This is a genomic window from Litorivivens sp., from assembly GCF_057445395.1.
Window position 1 is genome coordinate 1 of record NZ_JBVBUV010000056.1, and the last position, 25670, is coordinate 25670.

The following is a 25670-nucleotide window of genomic DNA, read 5'->3' on the forward strand; positions in this document are numbered from 1 at the left end:
GAAATGGCGCGCCCGGAGAGATTCGAACTCCCGACCAAGTGGTTCGAAGCCACCTACTCTATCCAGCTGAGCTACGGGCGCGCAGGCGCGGCAGTGTAACGCAAAGTGGCTGTTATCGCTAAGGAAAATTAAGGATTGTGGCGCCCCGGCCGATATCCATACCAGCTTCTGGCCACGCGCCAGTGTGGCAATCGCGTATAGAAAAATCCCCGCTGTCAGTAGAGGCTTGTACGTACTCAAGAAACCCGCAGTTGCGCCGATCTCCTATCTGCTCGGGCCAAAAACCGTGTAATCCGGCGTGGAAGTGCGTATGCGAGCAGGAGTCTCAGTGTGGATATTGCAACATTATTAGGCATGTTCGGCGCATTAGGCGTCATTATCGCAGCCATTTTTGTGGGCGGCAGCGCTGGCGGTTTTTTCGACGTGCCCAGCATACTGATTGTTATAGGCGGCACGCTGTTCGCCAATCTGGTGAAATTTCCGTTGGAACAGACCCTGGGGGCCTTCAAAGTGGCGTCCCGTGCGTTTTTCCACAAGCCTGTCAGCTCTGAAGCCCTGATCAGCGAATGCATCGAGCTTTCCGGAGTGGCCCGAAAGGAAGGCCTGCTGGGTCTTGAGGCGGTAGAAATCAGTAACGAATTCCTCGAAAAGGGCGTACAGATGGCCATAGATGGCCACGATGCCGATTTTGTGAAGCGCCTGCTCAGCAAAGAGATCAACCTAACCATTGAGCGGCAGGAAATGGGCGAGGCAATTTTTCGGGGGTTTGGCGAATCAGCGCCCGCGATGGGCATGATCGGTACGCTGGTGGGCTTGGTACAGATGATGTCCAATATGTCTGATCCCAAAGCCATAGGCCCCGCGATGGCGGTCGCCCTGTTAACCACCCTCTACGGCGCGGTACTCGCCAATGCTGTTGCTTTGCCGATGGCAGAAAAGCTCGCCTTTCGAACATCTGAAGAGCGCCGCAACCGGCACCTGATTCTTGAGGCTATTCACGGTATTCAGGAAGGCTTGAATCCTCGCGTACTGGAGTCACTGCTGGCAACCTACCTGCCAGAAGGCCAGCGCGACAACGGTGACAAAGACGCCAAGCCGGCTGAAGCCGTCTGATGGAAGACGCCCCGGTCAAAAAAGCACAGGCCGGCGCACCGGCTTGGGTAATGACCTTTGCGGATTTGATGTCGCTGCTACTGGCTTTCTTTGTGTTGTTGTTCTCCTTCTCCGAGATGGACAAGCAAAAGTTCAAGGAGTTGTCAGGTTCAATGCGCGACGCTTTTGGCGTACAGCGCGAGGTACCGGCGTTCAATCCGCCCATTGGTACCAGTGTTATTGCGCGTGATTTCTCCCCGGGCATGCCAACACCTACTGACCAGGATCAGGTGCGTCAGGAAGCTATCAAAGAACTGACGGAAATGCGCAAGCAAGGGGAAAACGAAGAAGCCGAAAATGACCTGCTCGAAGACCTTGAGAAAGTGCTCAACTACCTCGAAGTCGAAATCGCCAAAGGTGTTGTGGAAGTGCAATCCGACGGCGAGCGGGTGATCACCATCAGAATTCGCGAAACCGGCTCTTTTCCTTCAGGCAGTGCTGACCTCAGTAACGATTTCAATCCGGTTATCCTGAAAATTGCCCGCCTTACCAACGAAATTGGTGGCCGCATCGCGGTTGCGGGGCATACCGATATTGTGCCGATCAGTACCGATCGCTACCGGTCTAACTGGGAGTTGTCCTCCGCGCGGGCGGTAACCGTGCTGGAACAGATTGTGGAAAAAGGGCAGCTCGATCCGGCTCGCTTTCAGGTGGCGGGATTCGGTGCAACACGGCCCATTGATTCTAATGACACCGCCGAGGGGCGGGCGCGAAATCGACGAGTAGAAGTCATCCTTCTCCGCGGAGGTTCGCTGGATACGGAATATGCTGAGGGAGTATCCAGAGAGGCGTCGGCTATCCCAGACCAATAAAGAGATGCCTGCAAAGAACGTTGGCAAACGCAGGTTGCTAGCACGAAATATTTATCATCATAACCGCGTCGGGTACCGGCAGGGCACGTGGCAATCGCTTTGGCTATCCTGCGTTCATCAATCACCCGGTAGTGTGGTTAGTGTTCATTTCTCGCCAAAACCCGCCTATATCGGCGTCAACGATAAGCCGCTAACACTGCGTCTCATTACGGCACAGTACGAGTAATTGCTTATGTGCCGCTGCGTATCCTTGTGTCATAAATGTGATCATGATTACTGCGCACCTAAGTCGCGGAGTAGGAAGAATTAAAAAATCAGGCAGACAGGCCACTGGCCCCCGCAGTTGTCTCGCCACGAATACATGGAAAGGAGTGGTGTCTTGAGACCCAGACGTCAAATGGTACGCAGCGCGTATCTGAAGAAAACCGCATTGTCATTTTGCGTGGTATTGGCCTCGGCGGGAGCAGCTGCGCAGCCCATTTCAGTGGCAGAGTTCATCGCAGATAGCATTGATGCGCACCCGCGCGTGCGTGAACAGCTTCATATTCTCAGGCAGGCAGAACAGGGCCAGACTGTTGCTCGTGGTGGCTGGTACCCGAGCCTTGACCTTACCGCTACTGCGAACAAGATAGACGGTGAATCGCCAACCTTTATCGGTTCGCAAAGTGTTCAGGAAAATGATTACGAAAGCGATTGGGCCGAGCTTGCGCTGACCCAGAACCTGTTTAATGGCTTTGCGACCAAGCATAGTGTTAAGCATGCCGATGCCAGTTTTCAGTCAGCGCTTTACCAACTTTACGATACGGTGGACAACGTCGCACTGGAAGCGTTGAAAGCCTACGTTAATGTCGTGCGAGACCACCGGTTGCTGAAATTGGCAGAAAACAACGTTCTTGCCCACGAAGATACCCTCCAAAAGATACAGCGTCGCAGTAGTTCGGGGGCGGGCCGGAGGTCGCAGCTGGAGCAGGCATCGGGTCGTCTGGCAAAAGCCAAGGCGGGCCTGATCGCCCAGCGCAATAACCTGGCCGACTCTCTTACCGAAGCCCACTATGTGCTTGGGCGGTACGTTGTGCCGGAAGACTTTTCCGACGTTGTTTTGCCGCCGGCTGTGAATCGTGACATCGATGCATTGATTGATGAGGCGTTGGCCGAGCACCCGGCAATGCGCGCGGCTGACACGAACATAGAAGCCGCGACCCACGAAAGTGAAAAGGCAAAAAGCCGATTCTATCCAAAACTCGATTTGCGTCTGGCTCAGGAAGTGGGCAACGACCTTAACGGTTTACCAGGCGACACAGACGAAGCCAGCATTGCACTCACGCTGACTTACAATTTCTTCAATGGCGGCGCAGATCGAGCGGAGAGTCGCCGTAAGGTCAGTGCGGTTCATGAGCAACAGCAATTGGCGGCGCGGGTGCGACGGCAGGTCATCAATACGCTCCGTTTGGCGTGGACTGCACAGTCTCACCTGGGCGAGCAGGTTGAATATCTTCAGGACTATGTAGATCAAGCGCAGAAAACCATGACGTCCTATCAAGAGGAATTCTTTATTGGGCAGCGCGAACTTATCGATCTGTTGGATGCTAAAAATGAAGTTAACAGCGCGCAGAATGGATATATAGCGGCGTATTTTGACGAGGTTACTGCACGCTATCGTGTCTTGGAAGCTACCGGGCAGCTTCTCGAAACATTGGGTATGGCGCCTGTTATTGGGCGTGACCGTCTGCGAATTGCAAAGATTGATAGCCGTGGGCGTGATCGCCTACCGTTGCCGATGGATCGCGATGATGATCGGAAGACCGATCGAACCGATCATTGTGACAACTCTCACTCGCAGGTGGCTGTGAATAAATACGGGTGTCGAGCGCAAAACCAACAGAATCAAGTGCCGAATGCCGGCGCAGATGCATTTACCGTCGGTCAGAACGGTATTATCGAAATTCCTCTAGCGACGCTGTTTGCAAATGATACCGACGCGGACGGCGATGTGCTGAAACTGGCGGGCTTTACCCAGCCAGAAAATGGCATGATTGAAAAAAATGCCGCTGGTAATCTGGTCTATCGAGCAAAAGAAGGTTTTGTGGGCCGTGACCTGTTTACCTACCTGGCGAGTGATGGAAAATCGTCGTCGAAGGGGCGTGTCGCGTTGGACGTGGTTCCCAATACGACGATCGATTTTACCAAGGTTTACTATGTGAACTACGTGTATGCCAAGACTACCCTGACTGGCCCTTCCGTAGATCTGGCTAACCAAATTATCGAGGCGTTGAAGGATAATCCTGGCATCGATGTTCGGATAGACGCCTACACCGACAATATTGGTTCCGATGGATTCAATGCCGCGCTTTCTATAAAACGGGCGAGTGGCACCCGACAGATGTTGTTGAATGCGGGTATTGCAGCAACAAGAATTTCCTTTTTTGGCGGCGGGGAGTCAAATCCACTCGCGGATAATTCTTCCGACGAAGGTAGAGCTATCAATCGTCGCGGTGAATTTCGCTTTACGCGGGTGAGATAGTCGAGCAATCGACTATTTCACGGCGATGCCGACAATGATGAAGCTGACGAGGGGTGCCGGTTCTACACAGTGTGTGGCATTGCCCCGGCTGGCACTACGTCAGGCTCTCGTGTGGCTGCTGCTTCCGCTGCTGGTGTTTACGGGTTACGCGGCTGACACATTTGGGCCGCCCTTCCTTGAACGTCTCTGGTCGGACTATGGAGTCGAAGCACGGGAGCGAGGTCGGGAACTAAACCATCTGCTGTTAAGGCTCGAGGATAGGCCAGACAGCGAGAAGTTGCGGGAAATCAATCGTTATTTCAACCGCATTCCCTATGCCGATGATATCGATCACTGGCAGGCACAGGACTACTGGGCGACCCCCGAAGAGTTTATCGGTACCAACCGCGGTGACTGCGAAGATTATGTCATTGCCAAGTATGTAGCGTTGCGCGCGGTGGGTATTCCTGAAGGAAAACTCTTCCTGACCTATGTAAAGGCGACGGAGCTCGGGGTATCCCATATGGTTCTCACTTATTTTTCCACGCCGTCTGACACGCCTCTGGTTCTTGATAACTATGACCCCCGAATTCTCCCGGCCACGGAGCGCCGCGACCTGCTTCCGATCTACAGCTTCAATGCCGAGTCTTTTTTTCTGACAGCGGAAACAGGTGGAGTTGCTAGACGGTTACCTCCCGGAAAGATAAAAAACCGTAAGTGGGATGCACTGCGCAACGCACTGGGTAAGGAGCAACAGCTATGACAATTTACAGGCAAATTGCTGGTCTGATAGCCGCCGGGCTATTGCTGCTATTCCTGGTTATTTCCTTCGATGCAGTGCGGCATTCCACCAATGTCATAAAGAGCCAGATGGCCACGTCTGCCCAGGATGCGGCGACCGTTGTCGCGATCAGTCTATCCGTCAATGAAAAAATAGACGACTTGGCTGCGATTGAAACGCTCAGTAACGCGGTGTTCGACAGTGGCTATTACAGCAGTATTCGGCTGCTCACCAACGACGGTGCGTTGGTATACGAAAAACGTCGACCGCTTGCGAGCGACGGCGTACCAGATTGGTTCACCGAATCGGTAAAACTCGGCCACGCTGTTGGTGAAGCCGAAGTGCGCAGCGGCTGGTCGTCCGTAGGGCGGGTTCAAATTACCCTTCATCCGGGATTTGCCTATGCGGATTTGTACAGCCGTATCTCCTCCTCGTTGATGTGGTTTGGCGCGGCTTTTCTCGCCCTGATCCTTGTTCTTTGGGCGCTTCTGCACTTAGTTCTCAGTCCCTTAAGACGGATCGAGCAGCAAGCAAATGCTATACAACACAATGATTTTGTGGTGCAGGAGCGGCTTCCGCGAACACAGGATCTGAGGCGCGTTGTCGAAATGGTTAACCGTCTGTCGATGCATGTACGACGCGTTTTTGAAGAGCAGCATATGTTATGGCAGAACCATCAGAAATTACTTTTTGTCGATCCCTTAACAGAGCTGCCCAATCGGCGTCGACTTCTTTCCAAAGCTGAATTCTTTTTGTCAGATAAAAACCGGGAGCATGCGTCTTTATTGGTGATAAAGCTGAATGATTATGCGAACTATCGGGTAAGGCACGGTCATGCACAGGCCGACGAGATGCTGGTGGAAATGGCACGTATGATGAAAGATAGCGCCCCTGACGGCACCGTGCTTATTGGCAGGTTGAGTGATATCGAGTTTGGAATACTTCTTCGCGATCGGGTTGAAGGTGCATCGCAATGGGCTAGTGACCTATTTGCAGAATATCAGCGGCGCTACGGTAAGGCGCTAACCCGCGTTGAGCTATCCGCCGCATCCACCGCATTGCAGCCAGGTAAGTCTCTTTCCGGGGTGCTCTCGGAAATCGATCTTCTATTAGCAACCGCAGATGCCGGTAGCGCTTACCAATCGCTAACACACCACAGCACAGGCAGGCGATTGCCGGAGGGTAATTCTGAGTGGTTTTCATGGTTCACGCGTGTGCTGGCTGATCGCCGAGTTTATCTCGAGGCGCAGCCGGTTTTTGACCGTAACTATTGTTTAGTCCATCGGGAAATGTTGGTTCGTATACAGCACGACGATGGGGCGCCTCTGGAAGCCGGACTGTTTATGCCAATGGCAGAGAAGCTGGGATTTTCCCAGGCCATATATGCGCGCGTGCGCGAAATGATGAGCGATATTGCAGGTCGAGTACACGACGCACCTATCGCGATGAATTTCCCCGAGTTGTTCCTGTCGGATCTTGGCGAAATGGCGCACCTGTTACGCATTCTTGCCGTTGCCAAGAAGCGGCCTGGCAGCTTGCTGGTGGAGGTGCCTTACCACGCCGCGGTGAGAGATCTGGAAAGCGTTACTCGTGTTGCCAAACAAGTTAGACTGTCTGGGCAGCTTTTCGGGATTGATCATTTTGACCTGGAATACCCGATTGCAACCTTGCAGGAGATAAGTCCGGATTATGTGAAGGTAAGCGCCCGTTTGCTTAAAGGTATAACCGCCGATGGCGCAGACGATGTATACGCAACCTTCAGAAACCTGACAGCGACACTGAATATTAACGTTATCGCTGTGGGCATTGATAAGGCGTCTCTACTGGAACATCTGCAGTTACTGGATGTCGACGGTTTGCAGGGAAATTTGTTGGGTAAACCGGAATCATTTGAATGACGCAATCGGAAAAAACCTATGACCCGCTGCTGGAGTGTCTGGTTGCATTTAGCGGCCGTTACAGCCGGCGTGTCTCCATTGATTCTCTCACCGCCGGCCTGCCGATTGAGCCCGGTCAAGCAGGCCCTGAATTATTCAGTGTCGAAAATGCCAAAGGGCTCTTTCAACGCGTCGCCCAGCGAGCGGGCTTTTCGTCACGGTTAATCAAGCGCGACCTGGCCGATGTATCCAATCTTTTGTTGCCATGCATTCTGCTATTGAATGACCGTCAAGCCTGTATCCTGGAAGAAGTTGACTCGACGTCCGGCGAAGCATTGGTTATCTACGCCAATGAGCCTGAGGTTGAATGCTGGATAAAAATCTCCGAGCTTGAACAGTCGTATATGGGCTATGCTTTTCTGCTTAAAAAGCAACTTTCCGCCCTAGGATCCAATTCTGTTTTACGGCAGGCCCGCGTTAACCATTGGTTCTGGGACACGCTAAAACTATCCAAAGAGGCCTTTGCGGGCGTTGTTTTGGCGTCGTTGCTGATTAATTTGTTCGTTGTGGCCACGCCGTTGTTTGTGATGAATGTGTACGATCGCGTGGTTCCTAATAATGCCTATGAGACCTTGTGGGTTCTGGCGCTTGGGGTGCTTGCGGTCTATTGCTTTGATGCATTGTTGCGCTACATCCGGGTAATCTTTCTCGAGACAGCCGGCAAGAAAAGTGACGTCATTATGTCGTCGATACTTTACGAGCATGTACTGAACTTGAAACTGGAGGCTTGGCCGCGCAGCGTTGGCGCCTTTGCCAGCAATCTACGCGAGTTTGAAAGCATTCGTGCTTTCTTCACGGCAAGCACCATTAGTGCTTTGGTTGATATGCCATTTTCGCTGCTGCTGCTCCTGCTGATAGGGTTGATTGGCGGTCCGATAGTGCTTATTCCGGTCGCTATTATTGTCTTACTCCTACTGCACAGCTACTACATAGCCAAGCCGCTGCAACGCAGTGTTGAAGAAACGCAGGAGGCTATGTCGGAGAAGAACGCCCACTTGGTGGAAAGTTTGCACGCAATCCAAACCATCAAGTCGCTGGGTGCAACGAGTCATTCACAGTGGATATGGGAAGAGGCGACCGGTGATATCGCACAGAAATCTGTTCGTAGTCGAATGCTGTCGAATGCTCTAACCGTTACCACGCAGTTTCTCGTACAGCTAAACACAGTCGCCATCGTGACTGCCGGGGTTTATATGATTTCGGCTCAATCACTATCACTCGGCGGGTTGATCGCAGCGGTGATGCTATCCTCGCGAGCCGTAGCGCCGATGGCTCAAGTGGCGGCACTCGTCACGCAATATGAACAAACCAAATCGGCCTTTAACACCCTGGATTCCATTATGAATCTTCCGGTTGAGCGGGATGAAAAGCGTCAGTATGTGCGACGACCGATTTTCAAAGGGAACATTGAGCTAAAGTCTGTTTCTTTTACGTATCCGGGCGCTGACGTGCCATCGCTGAAGTCGATATCGCTGTCCATAAGAGAAGGTGAGCGGGTCGCCATTATTGGTAAGGTTGGTTCGGGTAAAAGCTCGCTGGCAAAGCTGCTGATAGGCCTTTACCAGCCTACAGAAGGCACTATCGCAATAGATGGCATTAACAGTGCGCAGATCGATCCGGCGGATTTGAGGCGGCATATCGCGTTTCTGACGCAAGAGCCTCAGCTGATGCGCGGTTCGATCAGAGATAATTTATGCTATCGAAACCCGCAGGTGGCAGACGAACAAATGCTGAAAGTCGCGGCCATTGCCGGTGTCGACCAGTTTGTTGGCAAGTTGCCTGGAGGTTATGACACGCAGGTTGGCGAACAGGGTTTGTGGGTTTCCGGCGGTCAACGCCAAGCCATTGCACTGGGGCGCGCCATTTTGCTTGATGAGCCTATTATCGTGCTGGATGAGCCAACCAGCCATATGGACAATTCTACAGAGCAGTACGTAAAGCGGCAGCTACACGGCTATACCCGTGATAAGACTCTCATTGTTATTACACACAAAACGTCGATGCTCGATTTGGTAGATAGGCTGATTGTGGTGGAAGACGGTCAGATCCTGCTGGATGGGCCGAAGGCAGAAACCATTGCCGCGATACAGAAGATGGGTAAATAGGATGGCGCTGAATAGTAAACGTCAGAGCTATGATGATAGCGATTTGGCCTATATGCGCAGCCTATCTGCTGCCGTGCTTGAACGTTCTCCCAAGCAGCTGCTCACGGTGTTGTATGTGATGGTGGCACTGGTCGTGGTTGCGTTGGTGTGGGCGGCCTGGGCTGAGTTGGATGTGGTGGTTCGCGGTGGCGGTAAAGTGATACCCGCTAGGCAGGTGCAACAGGTACAGAGTTTGGAAGGCGGTGTAGTAGCGGAGATTCTGGTGAGGGAGGGCGACCTTGTCAAAATGAATCAGCCCCTGCTAAAGCTGAGTGATGTGGCCTTTGCCAGTTCATTCCAGGAAAACCGACTTAAGTACTTTGAGCTTGTCGCCAGGAGTAAGCGCCTGCAAGCAGAAGCGTTTGATGATGAGTTTGATGATGGAGATGCTGTATCACCAGAAGTCGTTGCGCTGATCAACTCTGAGAAGAGTCTATTCCAGAGTAATCGACAGCAACTGGTGGAAACATTGTCGATTTACCGACAGCAAATTCAGCAACAGCAGCGTAGCCTGGAAGAAGCCCAGTCAAAACTGCGGCAATTACAGCGAACGCTGAAACTGGTGCGCGAAGAAATTGCGATTAAAAAACCGCTGATGCAGGAAAAAATTATCAGCGAAGTTGAATTTCTGCAGCTTCGGCAACGTGAATCTGAGCTGGAGGGTGAGATCGAGATTTCGTCCATTACGGTTCCGCGGTTGCGTTCATCGATTGAAGAAGCTCGCGGCAAGCTCGGTCAAAGCGAACTTGATTTCAGAAATGAGGCCAAGCGCGAGCTCAACGAGGTTCTGGCTGAAATCTCGCGTATAGAGCAGGCGCAGAATGCCCTGGAGGACCGGGTTATGCGAACGGTACTGCGCTCGCCGGTTAATGGTGTTGTAAAACGCTTGCACGCAAATTCGCTGGGGGGAGTGGTTCAGCCTGGCACGCACGTTCTGGAGATTGTGCCACTTGGCGATTCGCTATTGGTTGAGGCGAGAATTAAGCCGGCGGATATTGCCACGATAGAAGTTGGTCAGTTGGCCAGATTAAAGTTTTCCGCCTACGACTTTGCAATTCACGGTAGCCTCACGGGCCTGGTAAAGTTTATCAGTGCCGACACAATCACTGACGACGACGGCAGTAGTTTCTATATAGTGCGCATAGCACCTGACCGCGATTATCTGGGTAAAACTGAGGGTCGTCTGCCCATCAAGGTTGGAATGACGACTGAGATTGACGTTGTAACAGGTAAGAAAACGATACTCAGTTATTTGCTGAAACCGATAAATCGTGGTCTGCAGAATGCGTTACGAGAACAATAGATGAGGATACGGGTATATACGCGCAGTCAGGCTTTTAAACAGCATCTTGTGAATAGTCTGCCCCCGCCGCTGCAATTTTCAGAGGATCTCGCTGACATTGACGGTGGTCCCGGCACGCTGCTTGTGTTGCACAGGCAGTCATTTGCTTTGGCGGAGTGGCCTGCGCTTATGGAGCGCGCAGTAAAGGTGAGCGAACAGATATGCGTCGCCGACGACCAACCTTGCGTAGATCAGCTGGTGGCCTGCGTGCAGAACAACGTAAAAGCCTACTGCAATAGCTATATGGTGCGGCAGCACTATCAACAGCTGGTGTCGTTGTTGCAACAGGGTGGCAGCTGGTTTCCGCCCCAAATGTTGCAGGACGTGTTTTTACTCGCCCAGCAACAATTGTCGTCTATTAACGGCCCTCAATCTGAAGCCGTGTTAGCGCAGTTAACGGAGCGAGAAAGGGAGATAGTTTCCCGGCTTGTAGAAGGGCGATCTAACCGTGATATTGCCTCAGCGTGTGGCGTTACTGAGCGCACCGTCAAAGCCCACCTGACCAACATCTATAGCAAAACTGGAGTCACTGGTCGTGCTGAGCTTTTGCGTCGGTTCAATCGCGATAGCATGATTTCATAGCTTTTTAATCCAACCTTTCATTTCAGCTTTCCAATTAAGCGGTCCAATTAGCCGCTCCACGCCAGCGTCCCAGTATAACTCTCCAATCCCTCTGCCAGTTCCAGCCTTCAATCTGATCAGTGAATAGGCAATCTACGTATATGTCCTGAGTTGCGCTAGTACCTGGGTACAGTCCCAAGGGGCCGTGAATCTCTTACGCTTGGTAATCAACATAAAGGTTAGGCGTTGATCATGGCAGAGCATGTGGGGTTTATTCGGGAAGTCGTCGGTGAAGTGATTCTTAAAGGTGCTGATGGCATCAGTCGTGCGGTCGTTAAAGGTGATCCGGTACGCGAGGGTGATCTGCTGACGACGGCCGGTAACTCCACAGTGGTAGTGAGTTTTGCCAGTGGTGAGCAGCTTCACCTTGAGCCCTATGCTGCCGTACAGATAGACGACAGTGTCAGCTTCTCCAGTGGCGCCTACCCCAATGAGGACACTGACCAGATACTCGCTTTGCAACAAGCGCTGCTCGCGGGTCGCGATGTAGAGGCTTTAGAGCCCACCGCCGGTGGCGGGCAGGCATCGTTGGGTGGTGATGGCCTTAACCAGCAGGCGTCTTATGAGCGTGAAGGCAGAGAGGGGCAGGTAGATAGCTGGTTGCTGGATTTCGCAGACACAGCCGCCGTTGCTCCTGGTTCAACACCTAACAACAGCATTAATGTGGGGCAGGAAACACCTGCAGTTCCTAGCAGTTTCGGCAACGCGACTATCGCACTGGATGTGATTGCGGGCGACGACATTATCAATGCGCAGGAGTTGGGTTCTGATCTGACGATCTCTGGCACCGTCAGTGGCGATGCTGCTGCTGGCGATGGCGTTACAGTGACCATTGGTGGCGTGGATTACCTGACTGCCGTCAATGCAGATAACACAACTTTCAGTGTGGTGATTCCCGCTGCGGCCGTTGCCCTGCTGACCGACGGTACGGCTTCGGCAACCGTAACGGGCACCAATGACGCGGGTATTCCGTTTAGTGCTTCCGATACTCGTGACTACACCGTTGATGGCTCAGCGTCAGCTGGTGTCGCGCTGGATGTAATTGCGGGCGACGACATTATCAATGCGCAGGAGTTGGGGGCTGACCTGACGATCAGTGGCACCGTTGGCGGCGATGCCGCCGCCGGTGATAGCGTGACGGTTACCATAGGCGGAGTCGACTACACCGCCACCGTCAATGCCGACAATACGACTTTCAGTGTGGTGATTCCCGCTGGAGCGGTGGGCAATCTTGTAAATGGTTCCGCCATTGTGACGGTGACTGGCACGGATGAAGCCGGTAATCCGTTTACTTCTACAAACACGCGCGACTACACCGTTGATAAAACAGCGACTGCAGGTGTTTCACTGGATGTGATTGCGGGCGACGACATCATCAATGCTCAGGAATCGGGTTCTGACCTGACTATCAGTGGCGCGGTCAGTGGCGATGCCGCCGCTGGCGATAGCGTTACTGTGACCATCGGCGGGGTCGATTACAGCGCAACGGTTAATGCTGACAATACAACTTTCAGTGTAGTGATTCCCGCTGCAGCCGTCGCCCTACTGGCCGACGGTGCGGCTTCCGCGACCGTAACGGGCACCGATGATGTTGGTACTCCGTTTAGTGCTTCCGATACTCGCGATTACACCGTTGATACAGCAGCGACTGCTGGTGTTTCACTGGATGTGATTGCGGGCGACGATATTATCAATGCACAAGAATCCGGCTCGGATCTGACCATCTATGGCACGGTCAGTGGCGATGCCGCCGCTGGCGACAGTGTGACTGTCACCATCGGCGGAGTGGATTATAAGTCCACTGTTAACGCGGACAACACAACCTTCAGCGTGGTCGTTCCGGCGGCGGCTGTTGCCTTGTTAACCGATGGCACGGCTTCCGCAACCGTGACTGGCACCGATGACGCAGGCAATCCGTTTAGTGCTTCCGATACCCGCGATTACACCGTTGATGGTTCGGCGTCAGCTGGTGTCTCACTGGATGTAATTGCCGGTGATGACATTATCAATGCGCAAGAATCCGGTTCCGATCTGACTATCCGTGGCACCGTCAGTGGTGATGCTGCCGCAGGTGATAGCGTGACCGTCACCATTGGCGGAGTGGATTATCAATCCACTGTTAATGCGGATAACACAACCTTCAGTGTGGTTATTCCTGCAGCGGCTGTTGCCTTGTTGACCGACGGCACAGCTTCGGCAACTGTGATTGGCACCGATGTTGCAGGCAATCCGTTTAGTGCTTCCGATTCCCGCGATTACACCGTTGATGGTTCGGCGTCAGCTGGTGTCTCACTGGATGTAATTGCCGGTGACGACATTATCAATGCGCAGGAATCGGGTTCTGACCTGACTATCAGTGGCACGGTCATTGGCGATGCCGCCGCTGGCGACAGTGTGACTGTCACCATCGGCGGAGTGGATTATCAGTCCACTGTTAACGCGGACAACACAACCTTCAGCGTGGTCGTTCCGGCGGTGGCAGTTGCGCTGCTGACCGATGGCACGGCTTCCGCAACCGTGACTGGCACAGATGACGCAGGCAATCCGTTTAGTGCTTCCGATACTCGCGACTACACCGTTGATACTACGGCGAGCGCTACGATCGAAGTCGACAATATTACCGCAGACGATGTTGTGTCAGCCCAGGAGGCTGCCGACTCTATTGTGGTAACAGGCTCAGTGGGCGGTGATGCTGCTCCCGGAGATACGGTTTCGTTCACGATCAACCAGAAAGACTACAGTGGCTTTGTGTTGGCTGACGGCACCTTTGCCATTACCGTTGAAGGCAGTGATCTTGCTGCCCAGACCAGCTTTGTTGCGACCGTCTCGGGCAGTGACGACGCAGGAAATGTATTTACGGCAACGACAACCTCGACCCATCAGGTTCCTCCCCAATTGGATCTTGATGGCGACACTGCAGGCACAGACTACGCAACGAGCTTTTCCGAAGGGGCGTACGCGGTATCCGTCGCTGATAGCGACATTGTAATAACCGATGTCGACAGCGCGAATCTTGAGCAGGCCACTATCACGTTGACTAACGCTGAAGCAGGCGACGTGCTTATTGTTGGTGCGTTGCCGGCGGGAATTTCCGCCTCTACGTACGACCCGGATACGGGTGTGGTTACGTTAACCGGCACAGCCAGCCTCGCAGACTATCAATTGGCTATTAGAGCAATTCAGTACGAAAACAATGGTTCGGTGTCTGATGCAACGCGCGAAATAGAAGTTGTTGTATCTGATGGGCAAAACGTCAGCAATCCGGCATTGACGACGATTTCGCTCTCAAGCATTCCAACAGTGACTATTGACGATGTTATTGTGCGCGAACCGGCAACGGGAACTGCGACCATAACATTCACCGTGACACTCGATAAGTCGCTGGCGACTGATTTCACATTCGACTTTGTCACCACAGACGTTAGTGCAACTGGCGGACAGGATTATCAGGCTATTGCTTTGACGCAAGGTGTTGTAGCGGCAGGTTCAAACACGGCAACCATCAGTGTCACCATCAATGCCGACAGTAATATCTATGAAGGTGATGAAACCTTTAGCGTAGACCTGAGCAATTTCAGCCAAACCGTAAACTTTGCCACTTCGGCACATACTACGGTCTACGGCATACAAGGGGTGGGAACCATTGCGGCAAATGGTGGCGCACCTAACGCAGCAGATGATGGCTACCTCACGGCTGAAAATACACCGCTGCTGATGACCGACTTGCTGCTTAACGACACGATTGTTGACGGCGCTTCAATAACGGCTTTTACCCAGGGAAGTAATGGCACGGTTACCGACAATGGTGACGGCACCTATACCTATACACCTCAGCCCGGTTTCGCAGGAACAGACAGCTTTACTTACACACTCACCGATAGTGACGGTGAGATGGACACGGCAACCGTAACCATTGCCGTTGGCCAAACTTCTCAGGCGGCGCCGGTCGTAGATAATGCGCCGGACACTCGCTATGTCGAAAACGATGTTCCGACAAAAGTGCTGGGCGGGATTCAAATCAGCGATGCTGATAGCAGCGGTTTGTCTCATGTCGTGGTTAAGATGGATGGGTTTATTTCGACGCAGGACAGTCTAGTATTCGCGACTGCCGGCACGGGTGTGTCGATTACAACGTCAGTAAGTGGCAAGGTCTGGTCTGCAACCTTAACCGGTGGCGCAGATATTAACGAATACCTTGGTGTCCTGCAGTCGCTGACTTACTTCAATGCGTCTGACAATCCCAGCTCGGCGCCACGCCTGTTAACGGTCGAAGCCTATGACGAATCGATGAATAACGTGTTTGGCAGCGACAGTGGCGGTATTACAGTTATCCCGGTAAATGATGCGCCCGACGCCTTTGACAATACGGTGTATGTGGAGCCAGGGAGTCAGGATAATGCTATCAACATATCAGCGCCGACAGACCCTGATGCCGACGATGATTTGCTGACCATCACGATAACGGATTTGCCAACATCCGTGGGAAGTATCACCCTGGCAGACGGTAGCGCGGTGGCCGTAGGCGATACGCTGACACTGGAGGAGCTGGGTTCTCTGCAGTTTGACGCAGGCTCGACTACCGGCACTGCCCAGTTTAGCTACGAGGTAAGCGATGGTTCGTTGACGTCATCCGCAAGCACCACCTTGGTGGTGGGTGAAACCAATAGCAACACCGCTGAGGTTTTCGAAAGCGCATTGCCCGGTGGCACCGGCATGGGTTCCACAACAGCCAATGGCAACCTCCTAGCGGACGATCCTATCGCGAGTGCAGGCACTACAATTGACAGCATCAACGGTGTGCTTCCGACCTCTGGCGTCATCACCTTGACCACGTCTTTGGGTACACTCACCGTCTATGCGAGTGATAACCCACCCAATCACAGTGCCGGTGACTATACCTATGTATTGAATGGCCCAGACAGCAGTGGTAGCGACGTAGAAGAAATATTCTCTTACACCTTTACCGAGAATGGGGTGCAGCACACTGAGTCACTAAAAATCACAGTTGTCGATGATGCACCCTTCGCCAACCCGATCAACGCAGAAGTATCCGAGTCGGCTGAACAGATATTCAACGTAGTTGTTACGATGGATACCTCGGGCAGTATGAACTGGTCCTTGACCAACAATTCTGCACCACCTGCCGGTGAACCTAGTCGTCTTGATGTGTCGAAAGACGCGTTGAAGGCACTTGCGGCCGAGTTTTTTAATCAGTCGTCGCAGGTTTCGATAACGCTGATCAAGTTTGCCGGTAGCCCAACGCTTGTCGGTACCTATAGCACCTTCAGTGGAATTGCAGGGGCTGTTGATGGGCTCACGGCGGTCGGGTCAACAGACTATGTGGATGCGCTGGATCAACTGCAAAGCGAATTGGCGAGCGACCTCGCTGCACAGAACCCTGCCGACAATGTGCAGAACATTTCCTATTTCATATCAGACGGTGTTTCCAGTTCCTCACCTATTGGGGGAGGTTTTGATACCTTTGTGAATAGCAATGGCATTAGTTCTTATGCGGTTGGTGTTGGGCCTGGAATGGAGGACGGCAGTGCCGACCTAAACTTCATTCACAATGTGGATGCATTGCAGAAAGGGGGGGCAACCTCCGACGACGCCATATTTGTGGCAGACATCAACGAGCTCGAGACTGAACTGCTCAACACCGTTCCGGTCGGTTTTGGTGGTTCGGTCGTGATCACCGATGGCATTAAGAACCTTGGGTTTGGTGCCGATGAAGGTTACGTTAGCGAAATATCAATGAATATTGGCGGTACCGACTATACCTTCAGTTACGACGGTTCCGCTATCAGCGTTACGCCTGCGTTGGCGGGCCTTGAGATTGACGGTGCCACACTGATTATTGGCCCAGCGGTGCCGGGATTCGATCTCGGAACGTTTTCATTTGATTTCGCAGACGCCGAATACACCCTGAGCTCACCCAGCCATAATGTGGGCAACAGCCTGGTATTTGACTATACCGTGCAAGATGGCGACGGTGATCTTGCCTCAGCAACCGCGACCATTAACATCGTGGACGGTGTGCCACTGGCGAATCACGACCTCCACTCCGAGCTGACACCCAATGTCGCTGAAGGTAACGTGATCAATGCGCTTGGTACCGACGGAGGCCCAACCTACGGTGCCAATATATCGCCGTTTTCCACCCAGGGCGGCGGCATCGACAAGCTCATTGATGATGCGGATATAACGCAAGTAACGTTCCGCGATCAGATCCTCAATCTCGATTTTGACGCCGCTTCAATTCCCGCCTCTGGAGCGGCGGGCTCTTTAAGTTGGCAATACAGTGTTACGCAGGATGTCTTCGGCAATGAGATTGCACAGGTCGTCATCAATGATAGCGCTGACAACGCGCAACTGACCTTCAATAGTCAGGGTTACTACCGCTTCAGCCCCGATACCGAAATGCTCGCGCAATTTTCCGTAGACACAACGTCGCAGGCAAATGTCGACGCAGCAAACTTTGATATCGGTATTCGCGCCGGCGGACACAACCTGGTTTACAACCACAATGGTGTTGGCGTCGAAGGTGGTGAAGGGCAATTACTCAGTGATGGTGAAGCCATCCTCGTATCCTTCGACAGCGCGGCGTTGCCTCAAGGCGTTCGGGATCTGGTGCTGACTTTTGACGATTTTCAATCGAAGTACGGCGACAAAGTTCGGGTGGCGGTAACGCATGACAGCGATGGTGATGGTGTTTATACGGTCGATACCCTTAGATTTTCTGCGAAAACCAACGGCCGCGAGTCACTGGATCTGTCGCAGTACTCGGCAGTAACGTCGGTGGACATTGAGTATATTGGTTCTGGCAAGGATGCGGGGCTATTCAACGTCAGCTACCGTCCGCAACCGGCAGCATCGCTGAGCCAGATTCCTCCGGAACTGATCTCATACGTTCTGACCGACAGTGACGGACAGAGCGACAGTGCCTATCTCAGTCTCTACAATATCGACAATACTCTCACCGGCACCGACAGCATCGATAGTATTGCCGGCGGTGACCTGAATGACGCCATCAGTGGTGGCTTGGGTGCCGATATCCTCGACGGCGGCAAAGGCAACGATATCCTTAGTGGCGGTGAAGGAAACGACAGTCTGCTGGGTCGCTCTGGGAATGATTATCTGTCGGGCGGAGAGGGCAATGACAGCCTGCTAGGCGGCGCTGGCGCTGACTTCCTTATTGGTGGTGACGGCGATGACAGCCTAGAGGGTGGTGACGGCAATGATGTGCTCGTCGGCGACGATGGGAATGATCTCCTGTACGGTGGCTACGGTACTGATCAGCTGGAGGGTGGCGCCGGCAATGATATGCTGCTTGGCGGTGCCGGCAACGATTCGCTGCTCGGCGATGCGGGCAGTGACAGCCTGATCGGTGGCGCCGGTAACGACCACATGACTGGGGGCAGCGGCCCCGACACCTTTATCTGGCACAGCAATGATAAGGGTAGCGACACGAACCCCGCCCAAGACACCGTGCTCGACTTTACCGTTGGTGCCGGTGGCGACGTACTGCACCTCGCGGACCTTTTGCAAGGCGAAGAAAACGGCCCGTTGACCGATTACCTGAGTTTCCAGGCAGACGGCGCTGGCAGTACAGTGATTGCCATTCACACCGAGGGGAGCGCTGCCAGTCCGGTGGAACAATACATCACCCTGCAAGGTATTGATCTGACCGTTGGTGGCACCGTGGCCGACCAGACCATCATTGACTCACTGCTGAACAATGGCAATCTAGTGATCGACTAGTGAAACCGGGGTCGTAACGAGTATTTTTTAACCAGCTCGAAATTTCTATTCGTAAGCGGTATGGTGATCGCCGAAAGTTCTCGTCGAACACATAGCGGATAGAATAACAATGAGCAGCTCGGGTCCTAACGTTGAAGTCGCAATCATTGGCAGTGGGTTCGGCGGCATTTGCGCCGCCATTAACCTGAAGAAGCAGGGCATTTCAAACTTTGCCATTCTCGAGCGGCGATCATTCATGGGCGGTACCTGGTGTCAGAACCGATACCCGGGCGCCGCAGTAGATGTGCAGTCGGTACTCTATTCTCTAGCGAGTGAGCCTTACGACTGGTCGCAGCTGTTCGCTGAAGGCGATGAGCTGCGCGGTTATACGCAATACATTATCGACAAGCATGGTCTCGCCAAAAAAACCCAAACCAACTGGAATGTGTCTAAGATCGTATGGCACGAAAGCAGCCATGAATGGGAAATCTGCAGCAGTGATAACCAAGTGGTCTTTGCGAAGTTTGTTATCAACGCCTCCGGCCCCCTGAGTACACCGGTGACACCTTCCTTTCCGGGGAGCGAAGAATTTTCCGGGGAGAGTTTTCACACCAACAATTGGAACAATGACTACGATCACCGGGGCAAGCGGGTAGCTGTTATTGGTAGTGGCGCCAGTGCTGCACAGGTTATTCCCGCGATAGCCGAAGACGTTGCGGAACTGCATGTTTTTCAGCGTACACCGCATTGGGTCATTCCCAGGCCGGACTACCGCTTCAAGCCGTGGCAGCGGCGCTTGTTGCAGCGCCCCTTCTTCTATCAGTTGCTGCGAAAAATCGTTTATTGGGCTTTGGAAGGGCGCGTGCTGGGGTTTAAGTATTCCAAAGCCTTTTTGAACCTGGTGGCGCGGCGGCGTGCGATGAAACTCATTAATAAACAGTTAACCGACCCGGAGTTGCGCCGCAAACTGACACCTCAGTACACCATCGGCTGCAAGCGTATCATCCTGTCTGACACACTGTATCCCGCACTTTCCAGGCCGAATGTGACCTTGCATGACAATGCAGACAGCATTGCGCGACTGACCAAAACCGGCGTGGTTACGCAAACAGGGCAGGAAGTAGCGTTGGATCTGATTGTGTATTCCACGGGCTACGACGCAACGGACGGACTGATTTCCTATCCCGTCATTGGCAAGAACGGCGCCAAACTCAGTGATTACTGGAGTACCTTTCCTCGGGCCTATCTCGGCACTACGGTTCCCGGCTTTCCCAACTTCTTTATCGTCACGGGGCCCAATACCGGTATTGGACATACATCGGCGCTGTTTATCATTGAGTCGCAGATGGAATACATCATGCGGTGTATCAACGAAGTACGACGCTCGGGAGCTCAGAGTATTGAGGTACGTGAAACTGCTGAGTCACGCTACACCGAGCTGATCCACTCTGAAATGGAGCGCACCGTGTGGAAAACTGGCGGTTGCCACAGTTGGTATCAGAGCGAGAGCGGGCATGTGATTGCCATGTTTCCTGGCTTCAGCTTTACGTATCGGCGCTGGGCCAGGCAGTTCTCGGAGGCCGACCACTATTTCGCGTTAACTACCGCCAATTCATAACGGGATAATTATGCAAGATTTTACCGGCAAAACGGTTGTCATTACCGGCGCAGGTTCCGGAATGGGCCGCGCCTATGCAAAGGCGTTCGCTGCCCTTGGGTGCAAGGTGGCCCTGTGTGATGTTGATCGCGAGGCGCTGGCGGAAACCCAGCGTCTGATTCGTGCCGATCACTGTTTGTTCATGCATGTCGATGTTGCTGATGCGAACGAGGTCCTTGAGTTTTCGCAACGCGTAGAGGCCGAGCTTGGGCCCGCGCATATCGTTATCAATAACGCTGGTATCGAAGGCAGCGCGCAGCCGAGCTGGAAAACGTCGCTGGACACCTATCGGCGGGTCATGGAAGTAAATTATTTTGGTGTAGTACATGGCACCCAGGCATTTTTAGCGCAGCTGCAATCGCACGATGAATCCTGGCTGGTAAATGTATCCAGTATTTTTGGCCTTATCGGCACGCCAAATCACACGGATTATTGCGGTAGTAAATTTGCGGTGCGCGGCTATACCGAAGCGCTGATGTGCGAACTCAAAGGCAGCCCAGTGAATGTACTGCTTGCGCATCCGGGTGGCATTGCCACCAACATCGCCCGTCACGATTTCAATCAGCGCTTTGCACAGCATTATCTGACCACATCACCCGAAGCTTTTGTGGAAGCGCTTATCGCCGCTATCCGAAAAAAGCGCCACCGGCTGGTCTTTGGAGCGGGCTCGCGTAAATCCGCGCTTGCAGCACGGCTATTGCCGCTGGGTATATTGAGTAGCGTTATCTGGCGCGAGATGAAAAATATTATCGATACCCGCCACTACCCGAACAAATAACAACAGGACGATCTCTTCATGGTTATGCGAATTATCATCGCCTTATTGGTTGCTGCCGCTGGTGCCTGGACAGCCATTACCTACCCCATGATTGGTGACGTGCTATATCGCACCACAATGGCAACCGAAGCGTTTGTTTATGGCTTCGACAAAAAGCGCAAGCGTCTTGGCGAACTCGATGTTGTTTATTTCGAAGCAGAAAACACGGATAAACCCGTTATTCTGATGTTGCATGGCTACAGCGCTGATAAAACCGTGTGGTTGCGTTTCGCCCGTCATTTTACGGATGAATTTCGAGTGGTCATCCCGGATATGGCTGGCCATGGTGAAACCGAATTCAACTCAGCATGGGATTTTAGCGTTGAAGCTCAGTCTAAAAGACTGGTCGACTTACTCGACGCCATGAATATCGACGCGGTGCATATTATTGGAAATTCCATGGGTGGGTTTATCAGTGCCGATTTTGCGCTGCGCTTTCCCGAGCGTACCCGTACGGTTGCCCTTGTTGACCCTGCAGGCGTTGCCTCACCGGTACCCAGCGAAATGGAGAAAATGCTGGCTGCGGGTCGTAACCCGTTTCTGGTTAACAACCGGGAGCAGTTTAGCGAGTTTTTCTCGATGACCATGGCGAAGCCACCGTGGTTGCCAGGTGTTGTTCTGGACGCCATGGCGCAAGACTATCAACAGCGCAAACCGCAATTGGATAAAATCTATGAAGATCTACAGCGTAGTGCATCGCTGGAAGATCGCCTGTCACAACTGAACAAACCGACATTGCTGCTCTGGGGGCGTGAAGACAAGCTCATTCATGTAAGTAGCGTTGATATATGGCGCGCGAACGTGCCTCAGATTGAAGTGACTATATGGGATGGTATAGGCCACATGCCTATGCTTGAAATAGCAGGTGAGAGCGCTGAACGCTACCGTCAATTTCTTGTAGAACAAACACCGTGACCACGCGCTGTAAAGCGCGCGGTTAGGTAAGGTTCTGAGATAGACCGTGTCGGGTTAGTGGGTAACCTTACGCGGCAGTGTTTTGGCCTGCTCAATCCAGCTTTTGACCTGAGTCAGCGATGGAACCTTGCGCACCAGATGTTTCTGCTCATTGCACTCAGCCATCTTGTGGTGCAGGTTTTCCGCGTTACGTTGAGCGAGTTCCGGTACTGTATCCACGCCTGCATGTTCTAGCAGGTCGGCATACTGTGTGCTAACGCCTTTCACGCGGGTCAGGTCAGCACGGTTCACCCATTCCAGAATTCTTTTTTCACTAATGCCTGAACGGTCCGCTAAATCTCGTCGTCCGTTTTTTTCGCAGCAGTTGTCGAGCAGAGACTCAATCGACGAGATTCCGGCATTAGTTAGTTTGCTGGAATAAGTGTCGCCGATGCCTTCAATTTCCGATAGCTTGGTCATAACGCACCTTCGGTTTTGCGATGGTTTGTAGGGTTTTTTGTCTGATATCGCGGAGTTGATTGTCGGGCTATCACAACACCGCAGAATCTACGTTATTAACAATAGGATTGAATTCCTGCGGCGGCAACAGCGGTAACTTCTTCGGTTCGGTGTGCGGTTTGATCAAAATCCTAGTGCATAAAAATAGCGTTATGTGACATAGATAGTTAGCCGCTTGATTTTAAAAAACAAAAGATGTCCTCTCGCGACTTTGGTGGACAATAATGCGAAGGGAAAAGAATATAGATGTTGGTTGTTGCGGCTAAATAATCTTAAGACGTGATCCTTCGGGGCTTTTCTGAACCTAGGTGCTAGCGCACAACAGCCGGAATAATGTTGCGTTTGCTGATCTTGCAGTGTTTGTTTCCCACGCAACCTAATCTTGATATTGGCTGACGAAAATAGCCGGTCAGCGGAGATTGTCAGTACGTGACTGTTACCGTAATGGTATCGGAGTAGGAGCCGGCCGCCGCATTCTGGCCTCCGGGAATACGGCCGTACACGGTGTGATTGATGGGTAACAGCAGGAGGCCGATGGCGCCGGATACGGTGGCGGTACCGCCGCTGCCATCGCCCCAGATGGTCAGATACGTCGGGTCGGTATAAAGGTTGTAGTTTAGTGTGTCGGGGCCATTGCTGAGCTTCCGTGGTGAAAAACTGCCGGCACCACCGGTTGACAGGGCAATGTTGTAGCCGAGCGACAGTGCGCAACTGACGGTTACCGTACCGACGCTGTCTACGGGCAGTGCGGCCAGTGGGTCATAGCTGCCGTAGGCAACGCTGCTGGCACTTACGCTGCACTGGCTAGCTGCCGGGAGTGCCCAGAAGAGCAGGGCCAGGCCGGCCAGCAGGGGTCGTAATGCTATTGTCGGCTTCTTATTCATTGGCATACCACGCTTCCCAGATCCGGCATGGGTTCGGCCCCGTCGGGCACGATCAGCGTGAACCGGCAGTGATGACCATGCCACCAGCTTTGCATCTCATGTGCGCCGGGATCGATTTCGATGTATCCCTGACCATTGGCGCCGACAATGGATTGTTCGCCCGACACTGTGTTCAGCAACTGGGCGCCTGCAGGTACCGGCAGATTGTTCGCGTCCATTAACCGAAAGCCAACCCAGCGTGCGGGCTTGATAGCGAAAGTCAGCGTTACTCCTTGCCGGAATGGTGGAATGGTTGTCTGTTCCAGCGAGGCCACCTCAATGTTGAGGGGCAGCATGGCATCGCCAAGGCGAATACGGTTTTTCTGGTAATCGCGCAAACCGGGTACCAGTGCTTTTCCTTCGCGATTGGTTGTCGCCAAATGCTGATTATCGCGGTAGATAGACACCCCTTCCATGGTTGGCACCTCCACCAGTGCGAAGCTTTGGTCCAGCCGTTGACTGAAATAGGGGCCACCGTTCATCAGGGCGATTCCGCCATCAAACGAAGCCCGGTATTCGCGAAAGGAACCCAGCTGGGCGGCCTGAGCTGTCAGTAGGCCTGCGCTGTTACGCCAGCTGGTGCCGGCTTCCAGTCGCTCGATGTCGCCGGTTTCAGCAGAAACATGATAGCCGAAGCCGTTTCCGGCGGGCAGATTCTTTCGCGCCTCAATGCGACCGGTAGTGACGTCAGCTCGTCGGCGCGCGCTAACCATACCAGAGGTTCGCCGCCCCAGTGGCATTGAGAGGGCGGCACTTGCGGTGCGCTCAAGGTCATCACTTAATGGTTCGAGAAAGCTGAACCGAAGGTTTGCCTGCCGCGCAAGACTGATGGAGTACTGCAGTGTGGCGAATTCGATATCACTGTTGTCGCGGCTGACCCGTTGCACGTGGCTTACCGAGAGGTTGCCAGCTTCGCCCAAACCCAGCGCAGCGTAGACCGTCGACTCGCGTGCATCCGGCGGCTTTGTCGGGTTGCTACCCAATTGCGTAAAACGCTCGCTTCGCCAGATTGCGCTCGCCCCGAAACTGAAACGTTGTGCCTGTCTCCGGAAGCCGACAGCGGCAAGGTCGCCACCCTGTCCATCGCGATTGAGGCTTCCGGCCAAAGCAAAATCGAATTCGGCAATGGCGGGCCATACCAGATTCGTGGCCAGTCCAACCGTCTGATGGTCGGCACTGGCTTCGCCGCGTAGCTCGCCGGTAAACCAGCGGGTGAATCCGTAGCGATGCGTGCCGCTGGCAAAGCCGCCAGCATAGTCGTTGCTCTGACGGGTAAATGCCTGCCGCAATACACCCAATTCATAGCTGTATTCGTGCAAGCCAGACTTGAGCAGTCGCGAACTTGCGTAGAAGGGCCTGCTGACGACGGACTCACGGCCGAACAAATCGCGGGTGACAACCCGCATTTCACCGGCGCCGGTTACAACCGGTACCTCAGTAATGGCGAACGGTCCGGGCTCTACCGGGGCACTGGAACGCCGCGCATTATTGACGAAGATATCGACGGTTGAAGGCACCACTGTTTCCCCGGCAATGAGCTCGGTCGGAAAAGTGATAAAGCCAGGTTGGGTTGAGAAATCTGTTCCCCACTTGAGGCCACCAAATCGCGCTGGCCGTCCCCAGGCACCGGCCTCGCTCAACGTGTCGCCTATAATCATCGAGCGCATCTGCTCGGGCCAGTCTATGCGCAAGTTGGTTTCAAGTCGCACGGTGTTTCGCTCGGCGCTGGTGATATCCCTGACCAGATGCTGGCTTGAGAAAAACCCTCTTCCAGCGAAAGCGCCCAGCTCAAACTGTCCGCTTAAACGGTCGCTGCCGTCGCTGTGCGAGC

General features: G+C 53.3%; 15 protein-coding genes and 1 tRNA gene. 12 read left to right on the plus strand and 4 right to left on the minus strand.

The genetic code is table 11. From position 1 onward, the window contains the following. Window positions 1-4: 4 nt before the first annotated feature. Window positions 5-81, minus strand: a tRNA-Arg gene (locus AC222A_RS14195). A 249-nt stretch (window positions 82-330) separates the two neighbouring features. Here AC222A_RS14195 and pomA point away from each other — a divergent pair. From pomA to AC222A_RS14255, 12 genes are all read left to right on the plus strand, one after another. After that, a complete protein-coding gene (gene pomA, locus AC222A_RS14200) occupies window positions 331-1113 on the plus strand; it encodes a flagellar motor protein PomA (RefSeq protein WP_372748809.1) in 783 nt (260 codons plus the stop codon). Then, a complete protein-coding gene (locus AC222A_RS14205) occupies window positions 1113-1964 on the plus strand; it encodes a flagellar motor protein MotB (RefSeq protein WP_372748810.1) in 852 nt (283 codons plus the stop codon). Before pomA ends, AC222A_RS14205 begins: the two co-directional genes overlap by 1 nt. Window positions 1965-2343: 379 nt before the next feature. Continuing rightward, entirely contained in the window at window positions 2344-4485 is a 2142-nt protein-coding gene (locus tag AC222A_RS14210; protein WP_372748811.1) for a TolC family outer membrane protein, read from the plus strand. 34 nt (window positions 4486-4519) lie between these two features. After that, window positions 4520-5227: a transglutaminase-like cysteine peptidase gene (locus AC222A_RS14215; RefSeq protein WP_372748812.1), complete on the plus strand. Its 708-nt coding sequence runs from the start codon at window positions 4520-4522 to the stop codon at window positions 5225-5227. Beyond that, window positions 5224-7143, plus strand: coding sequence for a bifunctional diguanylate cyclase/phosphodiesterase (locus tag AC222A_RS14220; RefSeq protein WP_486775152.1), 1920 nt, complete (start codon window positions 5224-5226; stop codon window positions 7141-7143). Before AC222A_RS14215 ends, AC222A_RS14220 begins: the two co-directional genes overlap by 4 nt. Next, on the plus strand, window positions 7140-9287 hold the full coding sequence (locus AC222A_RS14225) for a type I secretion system permease/ATPase (protein ID WP_486775153.1): 2148 nt from the start codon (window positions 7140-7142) through the stop codon (window positions 9285-9287). The genes AC222A_RS14220 and AC222A_RS14225 overlap by 4 nt, the downstream gene beginning before the upstream one ends. Before the next feature lies 1 nt (window position 9288). Continuing rightward, a complete protein-coding gene (locus tag AC222A_RS14230) occupies window positions 9289-10629 on the plus strand; it encodes an HlyD family type I secretion periplasmic adaptor subunit (protein WP_372782897.1) in 1341 nt (446 codons plus the stop codon). Window positions 10630-10677: 48 nt separating this feature from the next. Next, window positions 10678-11250 carry a helix-turn-helix transcriptional regulator gene (locus AC222A_RS14235; RefSeq protein WP_486775154.1) on the plus strand — a complete coding sequence of 191 codons (573 nt, stop codon included), beginning with the start codon at window positions 10678-10680 and terminating at the stop codon, window positions 11248-11250. Window positions 11251-11481: 231 nt separating this feature from the next. Further along, complete coding sequence (locus AC222A_RS14240) at window positions 11482-19050, plus strand: retention module-containing protein (protein ID WP_486775155.1); 7569 nt, start codon at window positions 11482-11484, stop codon at window positions 19048-19050. A 109-nt stretch (window positions 19051-19159) separates the two neighbouring features. Then, the gene (locus AC222A_RS14245) at window positions 19160-20647 is read left to right on the plus strand and encodes a flavin-containing monooxygenase (RefSeq protein WP_372783072.1); all 1488 of its coding nucleotides are present in this window, start codon (window positions 19160-19162) and stop codon (window positions 20645-20647) included. A 10-nt stretch (window positions 20648-20657) separates the two neighbouring features. Further along, a complete protein-coding gene (locus tag AC222A_RS14250; protein ID WP_372758601.1) occupies window positions 20658-21464 on the plus strand; it encodes an SDR family NAD(P)-dependent oxidoreductase in 807 nt (268 codons plus the stop codon). A gap of 18 nt (window positions 21465-21482) precedes the next feature. Then, complete coding sequence (locus tag AC222A_RS14255) at window positions 21483-22418, plus strand: alpha/beta fold hydrolase (RefSeq protein WP_486775156.1); 936 nt, start codon at window positions 21483-21485, stop codon at window positions 22416-22418. A 54-nt stretch (window positions 22419-22472) separates the two neighbouring features. On the opposite strand, the gene AC222A_RS14260 is transcribed toward AC222A_RS14255, so the two are convergent. From AC222A_RS14260 to AC222A_RS14270, 3 genes are all read right to left on the minus strand, one after another. Next, window positions 22473-22877, minus strand: a complete 405-nt coding sequence (locus AC222A_RS14260; RefSeq protein WP_372758599.1) for a DUF4332 domain-containing protein — start codon at window positions 22875-22877, stop codon at window positions 22473-22475. 461 nt (window positions 22878-23338) lie between these two features. Then, the gene (locus AC222A_RS14265; protein ID WP_372758598.1) at window positions 23339-23806 is read right to left on the minus strand and encodes a Csu type fimbrial protein; all 468 of its coding nucleotides are present in this window, start codon (window positions 23804-23806) and stop codon (window positions 23339-23341) included. Then, window positions 23797-25670, minus strand: a 1874-nt coding sequence (locus tag AC222A_RS14270; protein WP_486775157.1) for a fimbria/pilus outer membrane usher protein, incomplete at its 5' end; no start/stop codon positions are given. The genes AC222A_RS14265 and AC222A_RS14270, both read right to left, overlap by 10 nt.

Bases quoted from the DNA above. Each gene is read 5' to 3' on its own strand.
- AC222A_RS14205 (WP_372748810.1), top strand. From the start codon at position 1,113: ATGGAAGACGCCCCGGTCAAAAAAGCACAGGCCGGCGCACCGGCTTGG.
- AC222A_RS14215 (WP_372748812.1), top strand. From the start codon at position 4,520: ATGATGAAGCTGACGAGGGGTGCCGGTTCTACACAGTGTGTGGCATTG.
- AC222A_RS14220 (WP_486775152.1), top strand. From the start codon at position 5,224: ATGACAATTTACAGGCAAATTGCTGGTCTGATAGCCGCCGGGCTATTG.
- AC222A_RS14225 (WP_486775153.1), top strand. From the start codon at position 7,140: ATGACGCAATCGGAAAAAACCTATGACCCGCTGCTGGAGTGTCTGGTT.
- AC222A_RS14230 (WP_372782897.1), top strand. From the start codon at position 9,289: ATGGCGCTGAATAGTAAACGTCAGAGCTATGATGATAGCGATTTGGCC.
- AC222A_RS14240 (WP_486775155.1), top strand. From the start codon at position 11,482: ATGGCAGAGCATGTGGGGTTTATTCGGGAAGTCGTCGGTGAAGTGATT.
- AC222A_RS14245 (WP_372783072.1), top strand. From the start codon at position 19,160: ATGAGCAGCTCGGGTCCTAACGTTGAAGTCGCAATCATTGGCAGTGGG.
- AC222A_RS14250 (WP_372758601.1), top strand. From the start codon at position 20,658: ATGCAAGATTTTACCGGCAAAACGGTTGTCATTACCGGCGCAGGTTCC.
- AC222A_RS14255 (WP_486775156.1), top strand. From the start codon at position 21,483: ATGGTTATGCGAATTATCATCGCCTTATTGGTTGCTGCCGCTGGTGCC.
- AC222A_RS14260 (WP_372758599.1), bottom strand. From the start codon at position 22,877: ATGACCAAGCTATCGGAAATTGAAGGCATCGGCGACACTTATTCCAGC.
- AC222A_RS14265 (WP_372758598.1), bottom strand. From the start codon at position 23,806: ATGCCAATGAATAAGAAGCCGACAATAGCATTACGACCCCTGCTGGCC.